Origin of the sequence: Luteimonas marina (assembly GCF_007859325.1) — a bacterium.
Classification (GTDB): domain Bacteria; phylum Pseudomonadota; class Gammaproteobacteria; order Xanthomonadales; family Xanthomonadaceae; genus Luteimonas; species Luteimonas marina.
In genome coordinates this window covers 144,008-160,484 of sequence record NZ_VOHK01000002.1, presented here as the reverse complement: position 1 = coordinate 160,484, position 16,477 = coordinate 144,008, and the positions used below count along the sequence as shown (strand labels likewise).

Genomic DNA, 16,477 nt, shown 5'->3' with positions numbered 1-16,477 from the left:
CATTCTAGGGCCTGCCGGTCAGCGCCCGCGCTTGCGGTAGACCGGTTCGCCGCAGACCGCGCGCACCTGCTGCGCGAGCCTGCGCTGGTGGCTGGCGGTGAACAGGGTGTGGCCGCCGCCGAGGGTCTCGGCCAGCGGCTTCAGGCCCGGGGCCTCGCTGGCCACCGAGCCGCGCCAGTCGAGCAGGACCAGGTAGTGCGCCGGCGCTTCGCGCAGGGCCGTGCGCCTGCGGGCGATCCACGCGCGGGCGATCCGCTCCTCGCAGGCCAGCTTGCGCACGAGTCGGTGCAGCGCGTCGGCGTCGAGGTCGTGCGGCAGCAGCGCGTCCTCGCCCGGCGCCGCGTCGTCGGACGCGGCCTGTGGCGACAGCGCCTCGCGCAGGCGCTCGATCGCGGCGAACGTGGCGGCGTCCAGATCGGGATCGGTCGCGAGTGCGCCCAGCTCCTCGACCGCCGGCCGCGCGGCGCCCGGGTCGAGTTCCACCGCGCGGCGCAGGCGCGCGCCGCCGGCCGTCGCGTCGCCACGGCGCAGCTGCAGCAGGCCGGCGCGGAACAGCGCCAGCACGCGATCGGGGTCCGCGGCCAGCGCGCGCTCGTACAGCGGCAGCGGGTCGAAGTCGATGCGCACCTGCTCCACCAGCAGTGCGTGTTCGGCCAGCTGTTCCGGCGTCGGCGCGCCCAGCGCGTCGAGTTCCGCCAGCCGTGCGCGATCGTTCGCCGCGGCCTCGTGCAGCGCCTCCCAGTGGCCGCGGATCGCCTCGCGCCAGGCCTCGTCGAGGCGGCGTTCCAGCGTGTCCTGCAGCGGGCCGAGCAGCGCCGCCGAGGATTCGCCGGCGGGCCGCAGCCGCGCGGTCGCCTGCAGTGCCTCCAGCCGCTGCGGCAGCGAGGGGTGGGTGTCGAGCGGATCGTGCTCGCGCGCGGCAAGCCTGAGCAGGCGGTCGAGATCGACGTCGTTGCCCTGCGTGGCCTGCGCCAGCCGCGCCAGCCCCTGCGCCGGCGGATGCCGCTGCGTCCGCGCGCGCGCCCAGACGCCGGGCCAATGGCGGGCGTGCAGGCGCCGCGCCGCGACCTCGACGCGGACCAGCGCATCCGCGGTCGCCACCCGGCCCGCGGCGCGCGCGGCGACGGCATCGGCCGCATACTCATGGCGGCGCGTGAGCGCGCGGCTGCAGACGTCGAAGCGCGGCGCGAACCAGGCGTAGAACCTCGCCAGCAGCCACGCGAACGAGAAATCGTGGTGGGCCATGCCGTCGCGCAGGCGGTACCAGGTGCCGCGCGAGAGGTACACCCAGGCGGCGAAGCGGCCGTCGTGCGCGCCGAAGTGGCCGAACTCGTGCGCGATCACCGACGCCAGCTCGTCGCGGTCGAGCACCCGCATCAGCGGCAGCCCGAGCACGAGGTAGTGCCGGTGCCCGAGCAGGCCGAGCGCGCGCGGCACGCTGGCGGCCTTGGCGTTGAAGTCCTCGTCGACGAGGATGCCGTCGAGCGGCGGCGCGCCGGTCTCGCGCCGCAACCGCTCGACCTCGGCCTGCAGCTGCGGCGCCTCGTCCGGCGCCAGTGCGTGGCCGGCGGGCGGATCGAAGCGCACCCACAGCGTGCGCAGCACCACCGCCGCGACCGCGGCCGGCAGCACCAGCACGAGCACGTGCTGCGGCGCGAGCGAGGCGCCGTTGACGAACAGGTGCACGCCCACCAGCGCGAACGGCGCCAGCGCCAGCAGCAGCAGGCCAAGCACCACGCCGTAGCCCAGCAGCGCCATCGCCACCAGCCGCAGCCGGTAGCGGCCCGGCGCGTCGCGCGCCTCCGCTTCCAGCCGCCGCACCCGCTCCCGGTCGGTCTCCTGCGCCGTCATGCCCGTCCCCGCGTGTCCGCGGCCATCCTAGCCCACCGTCTCCGGATTGAACGTCATCCCGGCGAAAGCCGGGATCCATCTTGATCTTGATCCTCGTTTTGCAATGGAGGAACGAAGCCACGACGCAAATGGATCCCGGCTTTCGCCGGGATGACGTCTACGACACGCCTGCCGGAAGCGACAGAACCGTCATCGCGCTTCGCTACAATGCGCGCCGCGTCGCGATACCCTTCCCCGACCCACAGGACCGCCCTGCCATGACCGCCAGCGACTGGCTGCACGAGAACTTCGACCCCGCCGGCTCGTCGATCGGCTTCCGCATCAAGCGCAAGCTCGACGAAGTGCAGTCGCCGTTCCAGAAGATCGAGATCTACGCGTCGACCGACTGGGGCAACGTCATGCTGATCGACGGCGCGATGATGGTCACCACGCGCGACAACTTCCTCTACCACGAGATGATGTCGCACCCGGCGCTGTTCACGCACCCGGACCCGAAGAACGTGGTCATCATCGGCGGCGGCGACTGCGGCACGCTGCGCGAGGTGCTGCGCCATCCGGGCGTGGCGAAGGCCGTGCAGTGCGACATCGACGAGCAGGTCACGCGCATGGCGGAGAAGTATTTCCCCGAACTGTGCGAGTCCAACGGCGACCCGCGCGCCGAAGTGCTGTTCGACGACGGCATCGCCTGGATGAAGAACGCCGCGCCCGGCAGCCTCGACGTGGTGATCGTGGACTCGACCGACCCGGTCGGTCCGGCCGAGGGCCTGTTCAACAAGGCCTTCTTCGAAAGCTGCTTCCGCGCGCTCAAGGACGACGGCATCCTGGTGCAGCAGTCGGAATCGCCGCTGGTGCTGCTCGACCTCATCAAGGAAATGCGCGCGGAGATGGGCAAGGCCGGCTTCACCACCTTCCAGACCCTGCCGTTCCCGCAGCCCTGCTACCCGACCGGCTGGTGGAGCTGCACCCTGGCGCGCAAGGGCCAGGGCTTCGATTTCCGCGAAGCCGATGCGCGCGCCAAGGACTTCGCCACGAAGTACTACAGCGCCGACATCCACAAGGGCGCGCAATCCCTCCCCCCCTTCGTCTCCGAAGCCCTCGCATAGGGCGGGCCTCGGCCCGCCGGGAATCGTGGCGATGCGCGGCGGGCCGAGGCCCGCCCTATGGCGGCTCCCCCAGGTAGCACACCAGCCCGCGGGCATAGGCACGGGCCAGCATCAACGTGCTTGCGGAGGTTCCGGCCGGGATTTCGATCCGCACCAGTTCGCGCGGGCCGAAGCGGTCTTCCACCCTGCGCAACAGCGCGTCGCGCGTTACTTCAGGATGGTGCGCCAGCAGTTCCCGCGTTCTCGCGACCGAACGCGGCGGGGCGATGCCGCAACGGCCGGCCATCGCCTTCAGTTCGCCGAAATCGAACAACGCCAGCAGGTCGGCCGCAGTGGCGCTGTCCCGGCCGAGCAACCATCCTTCGCTTCGCGCCCATGCCTCCAGCGCCGCACAGTCGGCAAACAGCGCGTCCGCCCATCCCCACGCCCAGAACATCGGCGCCCTGACCACCACGTCGCCAGCGACATCCCCTGGCAATTCGCGGAGAAACCGCGACGCCGGTCCGACCGCCTCCGGATCGGCCTCCACCAGCGAGAGCGGATCGGCATCTTCCGGGCACCAGCCGCAGCGGTCGATGGCGTCCAGTCGCCTGCGAACCGCGTCGCGATCGTGGGCCGGCAAACCTTGGGCCGGCCAGGTCCGGCAGGTTCCGCCATTGGCGAAAAAACGCTGCCGATAGCCATCGAGCCAATCCTCGTATGCGGCACAACGCACGCCATGCACGAGCGCGCACGCGATGACCGGCCATTTCGAGGATCGCTCGCCGTCCCTCCACCGACGGAATTCAGCGACGAACCCTTCGGTGCCCGCATCGCTGTCGGCATGCAGCCCGAATGAAATGTCAGTCATGCGCGACGCGACGATCCGCGCCGCGGGCGGGCACGACGGCGGCCCGGCGCCTACAGTGCATCCGCATCCAGTTCGCCGGTACGGATGCGCACCACGCGGCCGAGGTCGTAGACGAAGACTTTGCCGTCGCCGATCTTGCCGGTGCCGGCGGCCTTGACGATCGCCTCGGTCACCGCGTCGACCTGCTCGTCGGACACCACCACCTCGATCTTGGCCTTGGGCAGGAAATCGACCACGTACTCGGCGCCGCGATAGAGTTCGGTGTGGCCCTTCTGCCGGCCGAAGCCCTTGACCTCGCTGACGGTGATGCCGGCGACACCGACCTCGGCCAGCGCCTCGCGCACGTCGTCGAGTTTGAACGGCTTGATGATCGCCATCACCATCTTCATCGGCTGGACTCCCTTGCTCCGGCATCGTCACCGCCCTTTCGCGGCACCGCGCTAGCATACCCTTGCCGGGGTCGGGGTTTTCCTACAGCCGGCCGCGCCCGCCGCCGACTGCACCGTCGCGGCGGGCGGGCGAAGCTGGACGCAGTCCCGGATGGAGCATGCATGTGATCGACCTCAACCACATCGACGACCTCGCCCGCCGCCTCAGCGGCCTGGTGCCGCCCGGCCTGCGCGAGAGCCGCGAGGAGCTGCAGGAGAACTTCCGGGCGGTGCTGCAGTCGGGCCTGGGCAAGCTCGACCTGGTCACGCGCGAGGAGTTCGACGTGCAGCGCGCGGTGCTGCTGCGCACGCGCGAGAAGCTGGAGCAGCTGCAGGGCGTGGTCGCCGAACTCGAGGCGCGTCTGGCCGCCGACGGCGGCAGTCCCGGCAAGCCGACCCACTGAGTTTTCCGCCATGGGTCTTGCGCTCGTGCATGGACGCGCGCGCGCCGGCGTGCGCGCACCCGCGGTGAAGGTGGAAGTGCACCTGGGCGGCGGGCTGCCGTCGATGTCGATCGTCGGCCTGCCGGAAGCGGCGGTGCGCGAGGCCAAGGACCGCGTACGCGCCGCGATCCAGTGCGCCCAGTTCGAATTCCCCACGCGCCGCATCACCGTGAACCTTGCGCCGGCCGACCTGCCCAAGGGCGGCGGCCGCTTCGACCTGCCGATCGCGCTGGGCATCCTCGCCGCCAGCGGGCAGATCCCGCGCGAGACCCTGCACGACTGCGAATTCATCGGCGAGCTCGGCCTGACCGGCGAGCTGCGGCCGGTCGACGGCGTGCTGCCCGCGGCGCTGGCGGCGGCCCGCTCCGGGCGCCGGCTGGTGGTGCCGGAGGCCAACGGCGCCGAGGCCGCCCTGGCCACGGGCCTGGAGGCGGTCACCGCGCGCACCCTGCTCGAGGTCTGCGCGCAGCTGGCCGGCCGCAAGACCCTGCCCGCCGCGGTCGCGCCGCCGCAGCGGCCCGGCGACGGCCCCGACATGCGCGACGTGCGCGGACAGGCGCAGGCGCGCCGCGCGCTGGAGATCGCCGCCAGCGGCGGCCACCACCTGCTGCTCGTGGGCCCGCCCGGCTGCGGCAAGACCCTGCTCGCCTCGCGCCTGCCCGGGCTGCTGCCGGAAGCCGATGAAGCCGAGGCGCTGGAAACCGCCGCGATCGCCTCGGTCAGCGGCCGCGGCCTCGATCCCGCCTGCTGGCGCCAGCGCCCGTTCCGCGCGCCGCACCACACCGCGAGCGCGGTCGCGCTGGTCGGCGGCGGCGGCGAGCCGCGGCCGGGCGAGATCTCGCTGGCGCACAACGGCGTGCTGTTCCTCGACGAGTTGCCGGAATGGGAACGGCGCGCGCTGGAAGTGCTGCGCGAGCCGCTGGAGTCAGGCGTGGTCACGATCTCGCGCGCGGCGCGGCAGAGCGAGTTCCCGGCGCGGTTCCAGCTGGTCGCGGCGATGAATCCCTGCCCCTGCGGCTGGGCCGGCGATGCCTCCGGCCGCTGCCGCTGCCACGCCGACGCGATCCGCCGCTACCGCGCGCGCATCTCCGGCCCGCTGCTCGACCGCATCGACCTGCACGTCGAGGTGCCGCGGCTGCCGCCCTCGGAGCTGCGCCCCGACGCGCCCGAGGGCGAATCCAGCGCCGCGATCCGCGAGCGCGTGGTGCGCGCACGCACGATCCAGCACCAGCGTGCCGGCCGCCCCAACGCGCAGCTGACGCAGTCCGAAACGATGGCGTGGTGCCGGCTGGGGGAGCGCGACCAGGCCCTGCTCGAACGCGCGATCGATGCGCTGCAGCTGTCGGCCCGCTCGATGCACCGCATCCTGCGCGTCGCGCGCACCATCGCCGACCTCGCCGACAGCCCGCACATCGCCACCGCGCACCTGACCGAGGCGCTGGGCTACCGCCAGGCCGACCGCGGCGGCGACCTGCAGGCCGCGTGAGCCGGCGGGATGCCCGGCTCGATCCGGCGCATCACCCGGCAGGTTTGGAGGCCCATCCATGCCCATCGGCCGGCGCAACCGCCCCGGCTTCCGCCGTATCCTCAGGGATCCTGTCTCCCTGGAAACGCCCATGCGCCGTCTTCTGCTCGCATCCGCCGTCACCCTCGCCCTCGCCGCCTGCGGAAACAAGGCCGCGGACGACACGTCCACCGCCGTCGCCGCGCCCGCCTCCATCGACGAGGTCGAACTGATCCCGCGCGAAGCCCTGTTCGGCAATCCCGAGCGCGCCAGCGTGCAGCTCAGCCCCGACGGCAGGTACCTGAGCTGGATCGCGCCGCTCGACGGCACCATCAACGTCTGGGTCGCGCCGGCCGACGACCTGTCGCAGGCGAAGGCGGTCACCCGCGACACTGCGCGCGGCATCCGCAACTATTTCTGGTCCTACCGGCCCGAAACCGTCCTGTACCTGCGCGACAGCGGCGGCGACGAGGACTTCCACCTCCATGCGGTCGACCTCGCCACCGGCGAGAGCCGCGACCTGACGCCGTACGAGAAGACCACGGCCCAGGTCGTCGGCGTCAGCGACCGGCATCCGGACGCGATCCTGGTCGGCATGAACGACCGCGACCCGAAGTGGCACGACCTGTACCGGGTCGACCTGGCCAGCGGCGAACGCAGCCTGGTCGAGCGCAACACGCAGGAGATCGCCGGCTACGTGGCCGACGCCGACTACACGCTGCGCTTCGCCTCGCGTTCGCGCCCGGACGGCGGCGAGGACCTGCTGCGTCGCGCGGGCGAGGGCTGGGAGAAGTACGACGAGATCCCGTTCGAGGACGGCATGGGCACCGGCTTCGCCGGCCTCACCAAGGACGGCGGCACGCTCTACATGCGCGACTCGCGCGGCCGCGACACTGCGGCGCTGTTTGCCGTCGACACCGCCACCGGCGCGAAGACCCTGCTGCACGAGGACGCGCGCGCCGACATCGGCGGCGGCCTCGCCGACCCGGCGACCGGCCAGGTGCAGGCGGTGGCGGTGAACTACCTGCGCGAGGAATGGGCGGTGCTCGACGACAGCATCAAGGCCGACCTCGACAAGCTTGCCGCGATCGGCCCGGGCGAAGCCTCGATCAACACCCGCACGCTCGACGACAGGACCTGGATCGTCGCCTACTCGGCCGCCGAGTCGCCGGTCGAGTACTACCGCTACGACCGCGGCGACGGCGGCCAGCTGAGCCGCATGTTCTCCGGCCGCCCCGCGCTGGAGAACAAGCCGCTGGTGCCGATGTGGCCGCTGGAAATCACCTCGCGCGACGGCAAGACCCTGGTCAGCTACCTGACCCTGCCCGCGCATGCCGACGCCGACGGCGACGGCAAGGCCGACAAGCCGGTGCCGATGGTGCTGCTGGTGCACGGCGGCCCCTGGGGCCGCGACGCCTACGGCTACAGCAGCTACGACCAGTGGCTGGCCAACCGCGGCTACGCGGTACTGAGCGTCAACTTCCGCGGCTCCACCGGCTTCGGCAAGGCGTTCACCAACGCCGGCGACGGCGAATGGGCCGGCAAGATGCACGACGACCTGATCGACGGCGTGCAGTGGGCGGTGCAGCAGGGCGTCACCACCCAGGACAAGGTCGCGATCATGGGCGGCAGCTACGGCGGTTACGCCACCCTGGTCGGCCTGACGTTCACCCCGGACGCGTTCGCCTGCGGCGTCGACATCGTCGGCCCGGCCAACCTCAACACCCTGCTGTCAACGGTGCCGCCGTACTGGGCCAGCTTCTTCGAACAGCTTGCGCGGCGCATGGGCGATCCGCGCACCGAGGAAGGCAAGGCCTGGCTGACCGAGCGCTCGCCGCTGACCCGCGTCGACGCCATCAAGAAGCCGCTGCTGATCGGCCAGGGCGCCAACGACCCGCGAGTGAAGCAGGACGAGAGCGACCAGATCGTCAACGCGATGACCGCCAAGGACATCCCGGTCACCTACGTGCTGTTCCCCGACGAGGGCCACGGCTTCCATCGCCCCGAAAACAACAAGGCCTTCAACGCGGTGGCCGAGGGCTTCCTGTCGCAGTGCCTGGGCGGCCGCGCGCAGCCGATCGGCGAGGAGTTCACCGGCTCCAGCATCACCGTGCCGACCGGCGCCGAGGGCGTGCCGGGGCTGGCGGAGGCGCTGCAGTCGCATACGCAGGAGGTGCGCAGGTAGGCGCGGAAGGCGTCTTGCCTTCGGGGGTGGGCTGGCGCGTTGGCCCCCACCCTAGTCCGAAGCGCCCTACCCCGATCCGCCCGCGGCAAACCCGCGCATCAGCGCCTCATTGTGGACCGGCTCCGAGAACAGGTACCCCTGCCCGCGCTCGACGCCGCATTCGCGCAGCGCCTGCGCCTGCGCCTGCGTTTCCACGCCTTCGGCGACGATGCCCAGGCCGGTCTTGCGCGCCAGGCCGGCGATCGCCTGCACGATCGCCAGGTCGTAGGGATCGTCCGGCAGCCCGGCGATGAAACTCCTGTCGAGCTTGAGCACGTCGATCGGCAGGCGCTTGAGGTAGGCCAGCGACGAATAGCCGGTGCCGAAGTCGTCGAGCGCCACCGAGATGCCGAGCTCGCGCAACCGCGTGAGCGTCTGCGCGGCGACGGCGACGTCGGGCAGCAGCGCGCTCTCGGTCAGTTCCAGGCACAGCCGCCCCGGCTGCAGGCCGCTCTCGGCCAGCGCATCGGTGACGTCGGCCACCAGGCTGGCCTGCTCGAACTGGCGCGCGGACAGGTTCACCCGCAGCTTCGGGCCGATGCCCTTGCCCACCGGCCAGCGCCGGGCGAGGCGGCAGGCCTCGTGCAGCATCCAGCGGCCGATCGGCACGATCAGGCCGCTGGCCTCGATGATGTCGACGAACTCCTGCGCCGCGCGGCACCTGCCCTCGCCGTCGATCCAGCGCAGCAGCGCCTCGGCCGCGACCCAGCGGCCGCTGGCCAGCTCGACCTCGGGCTGGAAATGCACCTGCATCTGGCCGGCCTCGAAGGCCTCGCGCAGCGTGCGCTCCAGGCGCAGGCGCGTGACCAGTCCGCGGTGGTGTTCGGCGTCGAAGATCTCGCAGCGGCCGTGGCGCCCGTTGCGCGCCTCCTGGCTGGCGGTCTCGGCATTGCGCAGCAGGTTGTCGGCGGACGGCGCGGCAAGATCGCGCGAGAACGCGATGCCGCCGGTGACGATGGTGGCCGTGCCGGACTGGTCCAGGTGCGACTGCACGATGTCGATGCAGCGCTCGGCGAGGTTCAGCGCCTCGGTCTCGTGCAGGTGCCGGTGCGGCAGCACGGCGAAGGCGTTGCCGCGCACGCGCGCCAGCGTCGCCGCGCCGTCGAGCACCCGGCGCAGCCTGGTGGCGGCCTCGACCAGCAGCTCGTGGCCGGCGTCGCCGTCGTGCGGCGAGGCGTCGAGGTTGAGGTGGATCGCGACCAGGCCGTTGTCGCCGCCGTGCATCGGCCGCAGCGCCGAATGCACCACTTCCAGCAGGTGGTCGCGGTTGGGCAGGTTGGTGTGCGGGTCGTGCAGTTCGAGGTAGCGCACGCGGCCCTCGAGCCGGCGGCGGCGGTCGATCTCGTAGGCCATCGCCACGTAGTCGCCGATGCTGCCGGCGAAGGCCTGGTCCTCGGGCGTCCAGATCCGCGGCGGGCCGACGTGTTCGTGGCAGATCACGCCGAGCAGCTCACCGGCCGAGCGCACCGGCGCGTCGAGCAGCGAGCTGATGCCGTGGCGGCGCAGGTAGTCGCCGAGCCCGGTGTCGTCGCCGTCGCGCTCGACCGCGGTCAGGTTGATGACGCGGACCTTGTCGAGGGCGGCGCCGTACTCGCCGCCCACGCGCAGGGTCGCATCCTCCTCCGGCAGGACATGCCGGCCGCTGCTGCGCTCGTAGTGGTGCAGGCACTGCAGCAGCCCGGCGCCGGGATCGTGCTGCCAGATGTTGACGCGCTCGATCTCGAGGGTTTCCGCCGCCGTTTCGCAGATCAGGGCGAATGCGTTCTCGAGCGTGCAGTCGTCCTGCCAGACGCGCCTGGCCAGCGACACCAGCGCGTGGTTGTGCCGCCTTGCCCACGCGCCGCGATCGATCCGTGCACTCGCCTGTCCGCTGGGTGACATCCGGCCCCCCTTGTGCGCCGCCGGACCCGCCGGGCGACGCGCTGCCTCACGCCTTTTTATACCCACGCCGGGGCGCGTGCAAACCGGCCAGCGCCGCAGGCGGATGGAAAAGCCGCGTGCAACCGGACATCTGTCATGTCGACCCCGGGCTTGATCGGCCAGGGGTGGGGGCCAGCGATGCGCCGCTTCAATCCCTGCGTTCGAACACCATCACCGCACCGCCCTGGCGCAGGGTCACCGTCGCCGGCACGCCGTCCGCGGGCGCGAATTCCAGCGTGGCCTCGACCACCTTGAAGAAGAACCTCGACGGCGACTCGGCGAAGATCGCGAACGCCGGCTGGCCGGCAAGCTGCGCCTTCGGCCCCTCCCCGTCCAGCGACACGGTCAGCGTCATGCCCTGGTGGACATACGCGCCGACCAGGCGCTCCAGCGCTTCGCGCGGCAGGGTCACCTCCGCGCGCGCGGGCGGCATCGCTTCGTCCGTGCGCGGCACCACCTCGCCCTCGCCTTCGTCCTCGGGGAAGAAGCGCATCGCCGCGATCTTGCCGTCGCCGTCGCGCTCGAACACGATCCGGGAGAAGCCCTCGTCGAACAGGAAGACATCCTTCGCCACCGGGATCAGCGCCTGGACCGCCCCGCCGCTACGCTGCGAGGTCAGCCTGCCGCCGGCGACGCGCAGCACGCGCACGGCGTCCGCGTCGATGCGGTACACGCCCTCGTACTGCTTCAGCGTCGCCTCGTCGACCTCGATCGCCTTGCCCTTGTCCGGGTACGGCCGGCCGATCGCCTGCGCCGCCAGCACGTTGGCGATGCGGCCGGTGCCGAGCATGCCCGGACGCCCACTGTCGGCGTTGTAGAGCACGGCCACGCTCACCTCCTCGTCCGGCAGGTAGAGCAGGTAGGCGCTGAAGCCGAAGATGCCGCCGCCGTGCTGCCGCACCGGCTGCCCGCGCAGGGTGCCGGCGGTGATGCCGAAGCCGTAGTCGTGCTCCGCCGCCTTGCCGACCGGCGTCACCATCGCGCGATGGCTGGCCTCGCGCAGCACCTTGCCCTCGTGCAGCGCGCGGTTCCACTTCAGCAGGTCGTCGACGGTCGAGACCAGCGCGCCGGCCGCGTGCGGCTGGGTCATGCTCAGGTATCTCGCCTGCGCCCAGCGGTCGCCGCTGCGGGTGTAGCCGGCCGCGTGTCCGGGAATCACCGCCTCGGCCGCGTTGCCGTAGCCGGTATGCGCCATGCCCAGCGGCTTGAAGAGGGCTTCATCGAGATAGGCATGCCACGACTTGCCGCTGGCCGCCTCGATCACCGCGCCAAGCAGCACGTAGCCCGAGTTGTTGTAGTGCCAGCCCTCGCCGGGTGCGAAGTCCGGCTTCTGGTCCTTGAACGAATCGATCAGCTGCGCGGTGGACAGGTCCTTCATGATCCCCGTCCCCGACATGATCTCTCCGATGTCGGTGTAGCTGCGGATGCCCGAGGTGTGGTTGAGCAGCATCCGCACCGTGACCTTGTCGCCGCCGGGATAGCCGGGCACGAACTTCGACAGCGGATCGTCCAGCGACAGCCGGCCGTCCTCGGCCAGCTTCAGCGCGGCGGCGGCGGCGAACTGCTTGGTCACCGATCCGATGCGGAACACGTGGTCCGGCGACAGCGGCACGTCGAGTTCGAGGCTGGCGCGGCCGCAGGCGCCGCGGTACAGCACCTCGTCGCCGCGCGCGAGCAGCACGGCCATGCCCGGCGCGTCGGCGACGCAGTTGCCTTCGACGGCGCGCTTGGCGAAGGCGGCGACTTCCGTCTTCGACGGCGCCGCCGCGGCATCGGGCACGAACGGCGAGAGCAACAGCAGGGCGAGCGTTGCGGACAGGCGCATCGGGGGCGTCTCCGGGGCGGGTGGTGGCGGTCACTCTAGCCTGCGGCCCGCAGCGCGCGACCGTGCCGGTCGTCGTGCCGGTCAAGCCCCGGCGCGGTCCTGCCTTTGCGCAAGGACGTCCCCAGGACTTCTGTCATGTCGACCCCGGACTTGATCCGGGGTCGACATGACAGTGCTTGCCGGCACCCTCGGACCGGCAACCATCCCGACAGCCACTCCCTCACTGCACGGCATCCCCCGGCGGCAACGCCTGCCTGCGCGCCCGCCGCGCCTCGCGCTTGGCGCGGGCGGCGGCGTTGCGCGCCTGCTGGCGCTTGTGCGCGAGCCCGAGCGCGTCCTCCAGCCAGGCCTGCACCTGCTGCGCGCGACGGTTGCGGCAGACGCCGCCGAGGCCGTAGTAGCCGCCGCGCACGTCGACCGCCTCGACCACCTGGCGGTTGATCAGCAGGCGCATGAACTCCGTCGCCAGCCCCAGTCGGCGCACGTGGTCCTGGATGCGCAGCAGGCGCAGCGTGCCGCCGGCCAGCGCGGCGACGCCGAGCGTGGTGTCGGGCACGTCGGTCCCGCTGCGCGCGAGCACCGCCGACCACTTCAGGCGCAGCACGAACAGCCGCGTCGGCGCGGCGCCGCCCTTGCGCATCGGATCCGACAGCAGGATCGAATGCTCGACGTGGTTGATCACGCCCTCGGCCATCAGCTGGTCGCAGTGCCGCGACCAGTCCATGCCGTCGGGCACCGGTCGCGACTCCACGCGCAGCGCGCGCTGCCGGTCCTCGGGGTCGTTGTCGAGTCGCGGCAGGTCCAGGCGCTGCTGGCAGAACGCGACGAAGCGCGCGCCGAAGGTCGGCGCGCCGAGGATCCACGCGATGCGGAACATCGGCGCCCAGCTCCAGTGCCGGAACGCGTTGACCCAGCCGCGGTTGTCGGGATGGTCCCAGGCGTGTTCGAGGCCGAGGTCGTGGTAGACCGCCTCCATCATCCGGATCAGCTCCTGGCAGAAGTAGAAGCAGGCGCGGAAATCCTCCGGCGGCGGCAGCCGCGTGCGCCGGTCCAGCGGCGGCAGCGGCGCTTCGCCCGACGCCGCCGGCACGTCCGCGACCAGGTCGGTCCACGCCGGATAGAACTGCGCGTCGAGCACCGCCAGCGCCGGCGTGTCGCGCAGCTTGCCGAACAGCCGCGTCAGCGCCTTGCCGTGCAGCGCGAAGCGGTCGGCCACGCCCGGCAGCGGCGCGATCCAGCGCTGGCGCAGCGCGATCAGCAGCTTTTCCTTGAGCGCGGAGTCGTACAGCCCGAGCCGGTCGTGGCCCGGGGATCCCGGCGTGGCGTCGATGCGTTCGAGCGCCGGCTCCAGCGCGCGCTGGGCGATGTCCTCGCCGAGCCGGCGGTAGCTCTCGAACTGCGCCTCGTCGAAGAACTGGTCCGAGGTCGGCTCGTGCGGGAAGCAGTCGTGGCTGCGCGCGTAGTGGGCGATGTCGGCCGGCTCCTCGCCGGTCAGGGTCGGCTTGAGGTAGAGCAGCGTGCCGCTGCTGCCGTCGGCGTAGGCGATGCGACCGATCGCGCAGCTGCGCTCGGCCAGTCCGTTGGCCTGCGGCGCCAGCGCGGCGACGTCGATGTCGATGTTGGCGCCGAAGTCGACGCGGCACTTGTGCACCGCGTTGCCGAGGTCTGCAAAGGCGCGGTCGCCGTCGGCGGCCGCATCCACGCACAGGATGAAGCGGCAGCGGCGCCGCACCAGTTCGTACAGGCCGAGGTTCTCGAAGTGGCCGCCGTCGGACAGGTTCACGAACTTGCCGCCGGCGTGGGTGCGCCCCAGCATCTCGGCCAGCAGCCAGCGGCCGAAGAACGGCGAGCTGTCGGCGCGCGGCCGTTCGGGATGGCTCGGGTTGGGCAGCCACCAGCCCAGGCGCGCGTCGAACAGCGTCAGCAGGAAGGTCACCGCCGGCGAGCTGTGATAGCCCATGTTGGGATTGACCGCGGCGCCCGAGATCGAGATCGCGCTGCCGAGCGTCAGCGAGCCGGCGATCGAATCGCTGTGTCGCGAACCCGCCGATGCGCAGGCGGTGCCGGCGGTGGCCGCGGCCAGGTCGCCGATCGGCGCGTCGCCGCGACGCGACTCCGGCGGCAGGTAGCCGCACCAGCCCGGCGACAGGCAGAACGAGGCGGCCTTGCGGTCCTGCCAGTCGAGCTGCTTGGCCGCGACCAGGTTCAGCGCGGTGCCGACCAGCGGATACAGCGGTCGCGCGCCGTCGAGCCGTTCGACCTCGACCAGGTCGGCGAGCACGAGGTCGTCCTGCACGTCGAAGTTGGTGGTCGGTTCGGGGTTGCGGCGGTCGTTGCTGGCGCCGAGGTAACAGCGCACCAGCCGGTTGCGGTAGAAGGCGTTGAGGCTGAACTCGTTGACGTTCACCGCCCAGCCGAACAGCAGCCAGACCGCGAGCGCCAGCAGCGCCAGCAGCAGCGGCGCGGCCGGATAGGTGATCGCCGCGCCGTGCAGCGTGGCGAGGTAGGCGCCCAGCGATTGCGCCGGGTCCAGGGCCTGGTCGCCGTCGGCCGCTGCGGGTTCCGGCACCGAATCCGATGCGGGCGAGAGCCGCCTGAACTCTTCCTCGCTGCTCTGCTTCGCGAGTTCGACCAGCGCTGCGCGCGGCTGTTGCTCGACCCACGACTGCAGCGTCGCGCCCTGGGTCCTGAGCAGCGCGTGCCCGGCCAGGCTCAGCGCGACCAGCAGGCCGAGCAGGAAGATCCACGGCGCGATGCGCGCCACCAGGTCCAGCAGCCGCGACCGCTTCGACGTGCCCTTGCCGTCGCGCTTGCCGTGCGCGGCCAGCAGGCCGACGCCGGTGGTCGCCAGCCAGGCCACGATGCCCGCCCAGCCGACGCCCGACAGCGCCTGCACGCCCTGCCCCGCGCCGTAGCGCATCACCCACGGGCCGTGGATCGTCAGCACCAGCGACAGCGTCAGGCCCAGCGCCACCACGCCCGCGGTCTTGCCGCCGACGCGCGCCCAGATCTCGCGCTGCAGGTCGCTCAGCGCGGGTCCGGCGAGGCCCAGGTGCGCGATCGCGGTCAGCACCAGCGCGGCCACCACCAGCGGCGGGCCGAAGGCGAGGATCTGCCACAGGCTCTGCGTCGCGCGCCAGCCCGTCAGCCAGTCGCGCAGCACCATGATCGTCAGCCCCGCGCACGCGGCCGCGCCGATCGTCGCGAGCGCGAAGCGCCACGGATGCCGCTGCAGGGCCGGCGGCGGCGCGTCGCCGGCGTCGACGAAGCGCGAATACCAGACGTCGAGCGCCTGCCACGCCAGCCACACCAGCAGGTAGAGCGCGCCGGTGACGAGGCCGAGCCCGGCGGCGCCATCGGCCCAGCTGTCCGGCAGTGCGCGCAGCAGCGCGGCGAACGGACCCGGCAGCTGTTCGAACGACGACAGCCCGAGCGCGCCGAACATCGCCGCGACCGTCAGCGCGACGATCGTCGCCACCGCCGCCAGCGCGACGCGGCGCGGCGGCGGCGGCATCTCGCCGCCCGCGTCCGGCGCACGCCGGTTGGCATAGGTGCTCACGTAGGCCAGCAGCACCACCGCGAGCATGCCGAGCAGCCCCGCCAGCGACAGCAGCAGGGTCGGGTTGCGCTGCATGACCTCATGGGCGCCGGCGTAGAGCAGCAGCGGCGACAGGCTCACCGCCAGGATCAGCGCGCATAGCTGCACCTGCACCAGCAGCACGTTGCGCACGTAGGTGCCGACCATGCCCAGGGTGTCGCCCGAGAACGGCGACTTGCGCGGGCTCAGATAGTTGCTGTACTCGCGCAGGTGGCGGATCGGCTGGGTGCCGGGCGCGTCGCGTGCGTCGGCGTCGGTGTCGCCGTTGTGCGGCGCCAGCGTGCGGAAGGCGCCCTGGAAGCCGCGCCGGCGGATCAGGCCCTGCAGGAAGCCGCCGATGTAGCCGCCGCCGGAGACGGTCGACTGGTAGTGGAAGCACTTGAGCAGGCCGCTGCGCGCCAGCGCCTGCAGCACGCCCAGGCCGAAGGTCGCGCTGCGGATGCCGCCGCCCGACAGCGCCAGGCCCCAGGCCTCGACCCCGCCCGGATCGCCGCGCAGCCCGTCGCCGAGGATCACCTTCAGTTCCGCGGCCCTGACCGAATCGACGTCCGGCGGCGGCGCATCGCCCTCGCGGCCCCATCTCACCTTCAGTGCCGGCGGCAGCATGTCCTGCAGTCGCACCTTCGTTCTCCGTGTGCGCGGCAGATCCCCCCCGGACCACTCTAGTCGAAACGCGGCACGGCGCGGTTCGCGGACGTGACCGCCATCGCCATCCGGACGCGTTGGGGTCG

Annotated in this window: 10 protein-coding genes; 4 read left to right on the top strand and 6 right to left on the bottom strand. The window is 72.1% G+C overall.

Going from position 1 to position 16,477, the window contains the following annotated elements; all coding sequences use genetic code 11:
• Positions 1 to 18: 18 nt before the first annotated feature.
• Entirely contained in the window at positions 19 to 1,851 is a 1,833-nt protein-coding gene (locus FQY83_RS04830) for a M48 family metallopeptidase (protein WP_146385627.1), read from the bottom strand.
• Between the two features lie 257 nt (positions 1,852 to 2,108).
• Between FQY83_RS04830 and speE the strand changes: the two genes are divergently transcribed.
• Positions 2,109 to 2,954, top strand: coding sequence for a polyamine aminopropyltransferase (gene speE, locus FQY83_RS04825; protein WP_146385625.1), 846 nt, complete (start codon positions 2,109 to 2,111; stop codon positions 2,952 to 2,954).
• A gap of 55 nt (positions 2,955 to 3,009) precedes the next feature.
• On the opposite strand, the gene FQY83_RS04820 is transcribed toward speE, so the two are convergent.
• Entirely contained in the window at positions 3,010 to 3,804 is a 795-nt protein-coding gene (locus FQY83_RS04820; RefSeq protein WP_146385623.1) for a hypothetical protein, read from the bottom strand.
• Between the two features lie 50 nt (positions 3,805 to 3,854).
• A complete protein-coding gene (locus FQY83_RS04815) occupies positions 3,855 to 4,193 on the bottom strand; it encodes a P-II family nitrogen regulator (protein WP_146385621.1) in 339 nt (112 codons plus the stop codon).
• A gap of 164 nt (positions 4,194 to 4,357) precedes the next feature.
• Between FQY83_RS04815 and ubiK the strand changes: the two genes are divergently transcribed.
• From ubiK to FQY83_RS04800, 3 genes are all read left to right on the top strand, one after another.
• Positions 4,358 to 4,636, top strand: coding sequence for a ubiquinone biosynthesis accessory factor UbiK (gene ubiK / locus FQY83_RS04810; protein WP_146386320.1), 279 nt, complete (start codon positions 4,358 to 4,360; stop codon positions 4,634 to 4,636).
• A 10-nt stretch (positions 4,637 to 4,646) separates the two neighbouring features.
• Complete coding sequence (locus tag FQY83_RS04805) at positions 4,647 to 6,161, top strand: YifB family Mg chelatase-like AAA ATPase (RefSeq protein ID WP_146385619.1); 1,515 nt, start codon at positions 4,647 to 4,649, stop codon at positions 6,159 to 6,161.
• A gap of 130 nt (positions 6,162 to 6,291) precedes the next feature.
• Complete coding sequence (locus FQY83_RS04800) at positions 6,292 to 8,364, top strand: S9 family peptidase (RefSeq protein ID WP_146385617.1); 2,073 nt, start codon at positions 6,292 to 6,294, stop codon at positions 8,362 to 8,364.
• Between the two features lie 66 nt (positions 8,365 to 8,430).
• On the opposite strand, the gene FQY83_RS04795 is transcribed toward FQY83_RS04800, so the two are convergent.
• From FQY83_RS04795 to FQY83_RS04785, 3 genes are all read right to left on the bottom strand, one after another.
• The gene (locus FQY83_RS04795) at positions 8,431 to 10,284 is read right to left on the bottom strand and encodes a putative bifunctional diguanylate cyclase/phosphodiesterase (protein ID WP_146385615.1); all 1,854 of its coding nucleotides are present in this window, start codon (positions 10,282 to 10,284) and stop codon (positions 8,431 to 8,433) included.
• 187 nt (positions 10,285 to 10,471) lie between these two features.
• On the bottom strand, positions 10,472 to 12,148 hold the full coding sequence (locus FQY83_RS04790; RefSeq protein ID WP_146385613.1) for a serine hydrolase: 1,677 nt from the start codon (positions 12,146 to 12,148) through the stop codon (positions 10,472 to 10,474).
• A gap of 220 nt (positions 12,149 to 12,368) precedes the next feature.
• Positions 12,369 to 16,367: a patatin-like phospholipase domain-containing protein gene (locus FQY83_RS04785; protein WP_146385611.1), complete on the bottom strand. Its 3,999-nt coding sequence runs from the start codon at positions 16,365 to 16,367 to the stop codon at positions 12,369 to 12,371.
• Between the last annotated feature and the right edge of the window lie 110 nt (positions 16,368 to 16,477).

Coding starts and splice junctions, on each gene's coding strand:
- FQY83_RS04830 (WP_146385627.1), bottom strand. CDS start 1,851: ATGACGGCGCAGGAGACCGACCGGGAGCGGGTGCGGCGGCTGGAAGCG.
- speE (WP_146385625.1), top strand. CDS start 2,109: ATGACCGCCAGCGACTGGCTGCACGAGAACTTCGACCCCGCCGGCTCG.
- FQY83_RS04820 (WP_146385623.1), bottom strand. CDS start 3,804: ATGACTGACATTTCATTCGGGCTGCATGCCGACAGCGATGCGGGCACC.
- FQY83_RS04815 (WP_146385621.1), bottom strand. CDS start 4,193: ATGAAGATGGTGATGGCGATCATCAAGCCGTTCAAACTCGACGACGTG.
- FQY83_RS04805 (WP_146385619.1), top strand. CDS start 4,647: ATGGGTCTTGCGCTCGTGCATGGACGCGCGCGCGCCGGCGTGCGCGCA.
- FQY83_RS04800 (WP_146385617.1), top strand. CDS start 6,292: ATGCGCCGTCTTCTGCTCGCATCCGCCGTCACCCTCGCCCTCGCCGCC.
- FQY83_RS04795 (WP_146385615.1), bottom strand. CDS start 10,284: ATGTCACCCAGCGGACAGGCGAGTGCACGGATCGATCGCGGCGCGTGG.
- FQY83_RS04790 (WP_146385613.1), bottom strand. CDS start 12,148: ATGCGCCTGTCCGCAACGCTCGCCCTGCTGTTGCTCTCGCCGTTCGTG.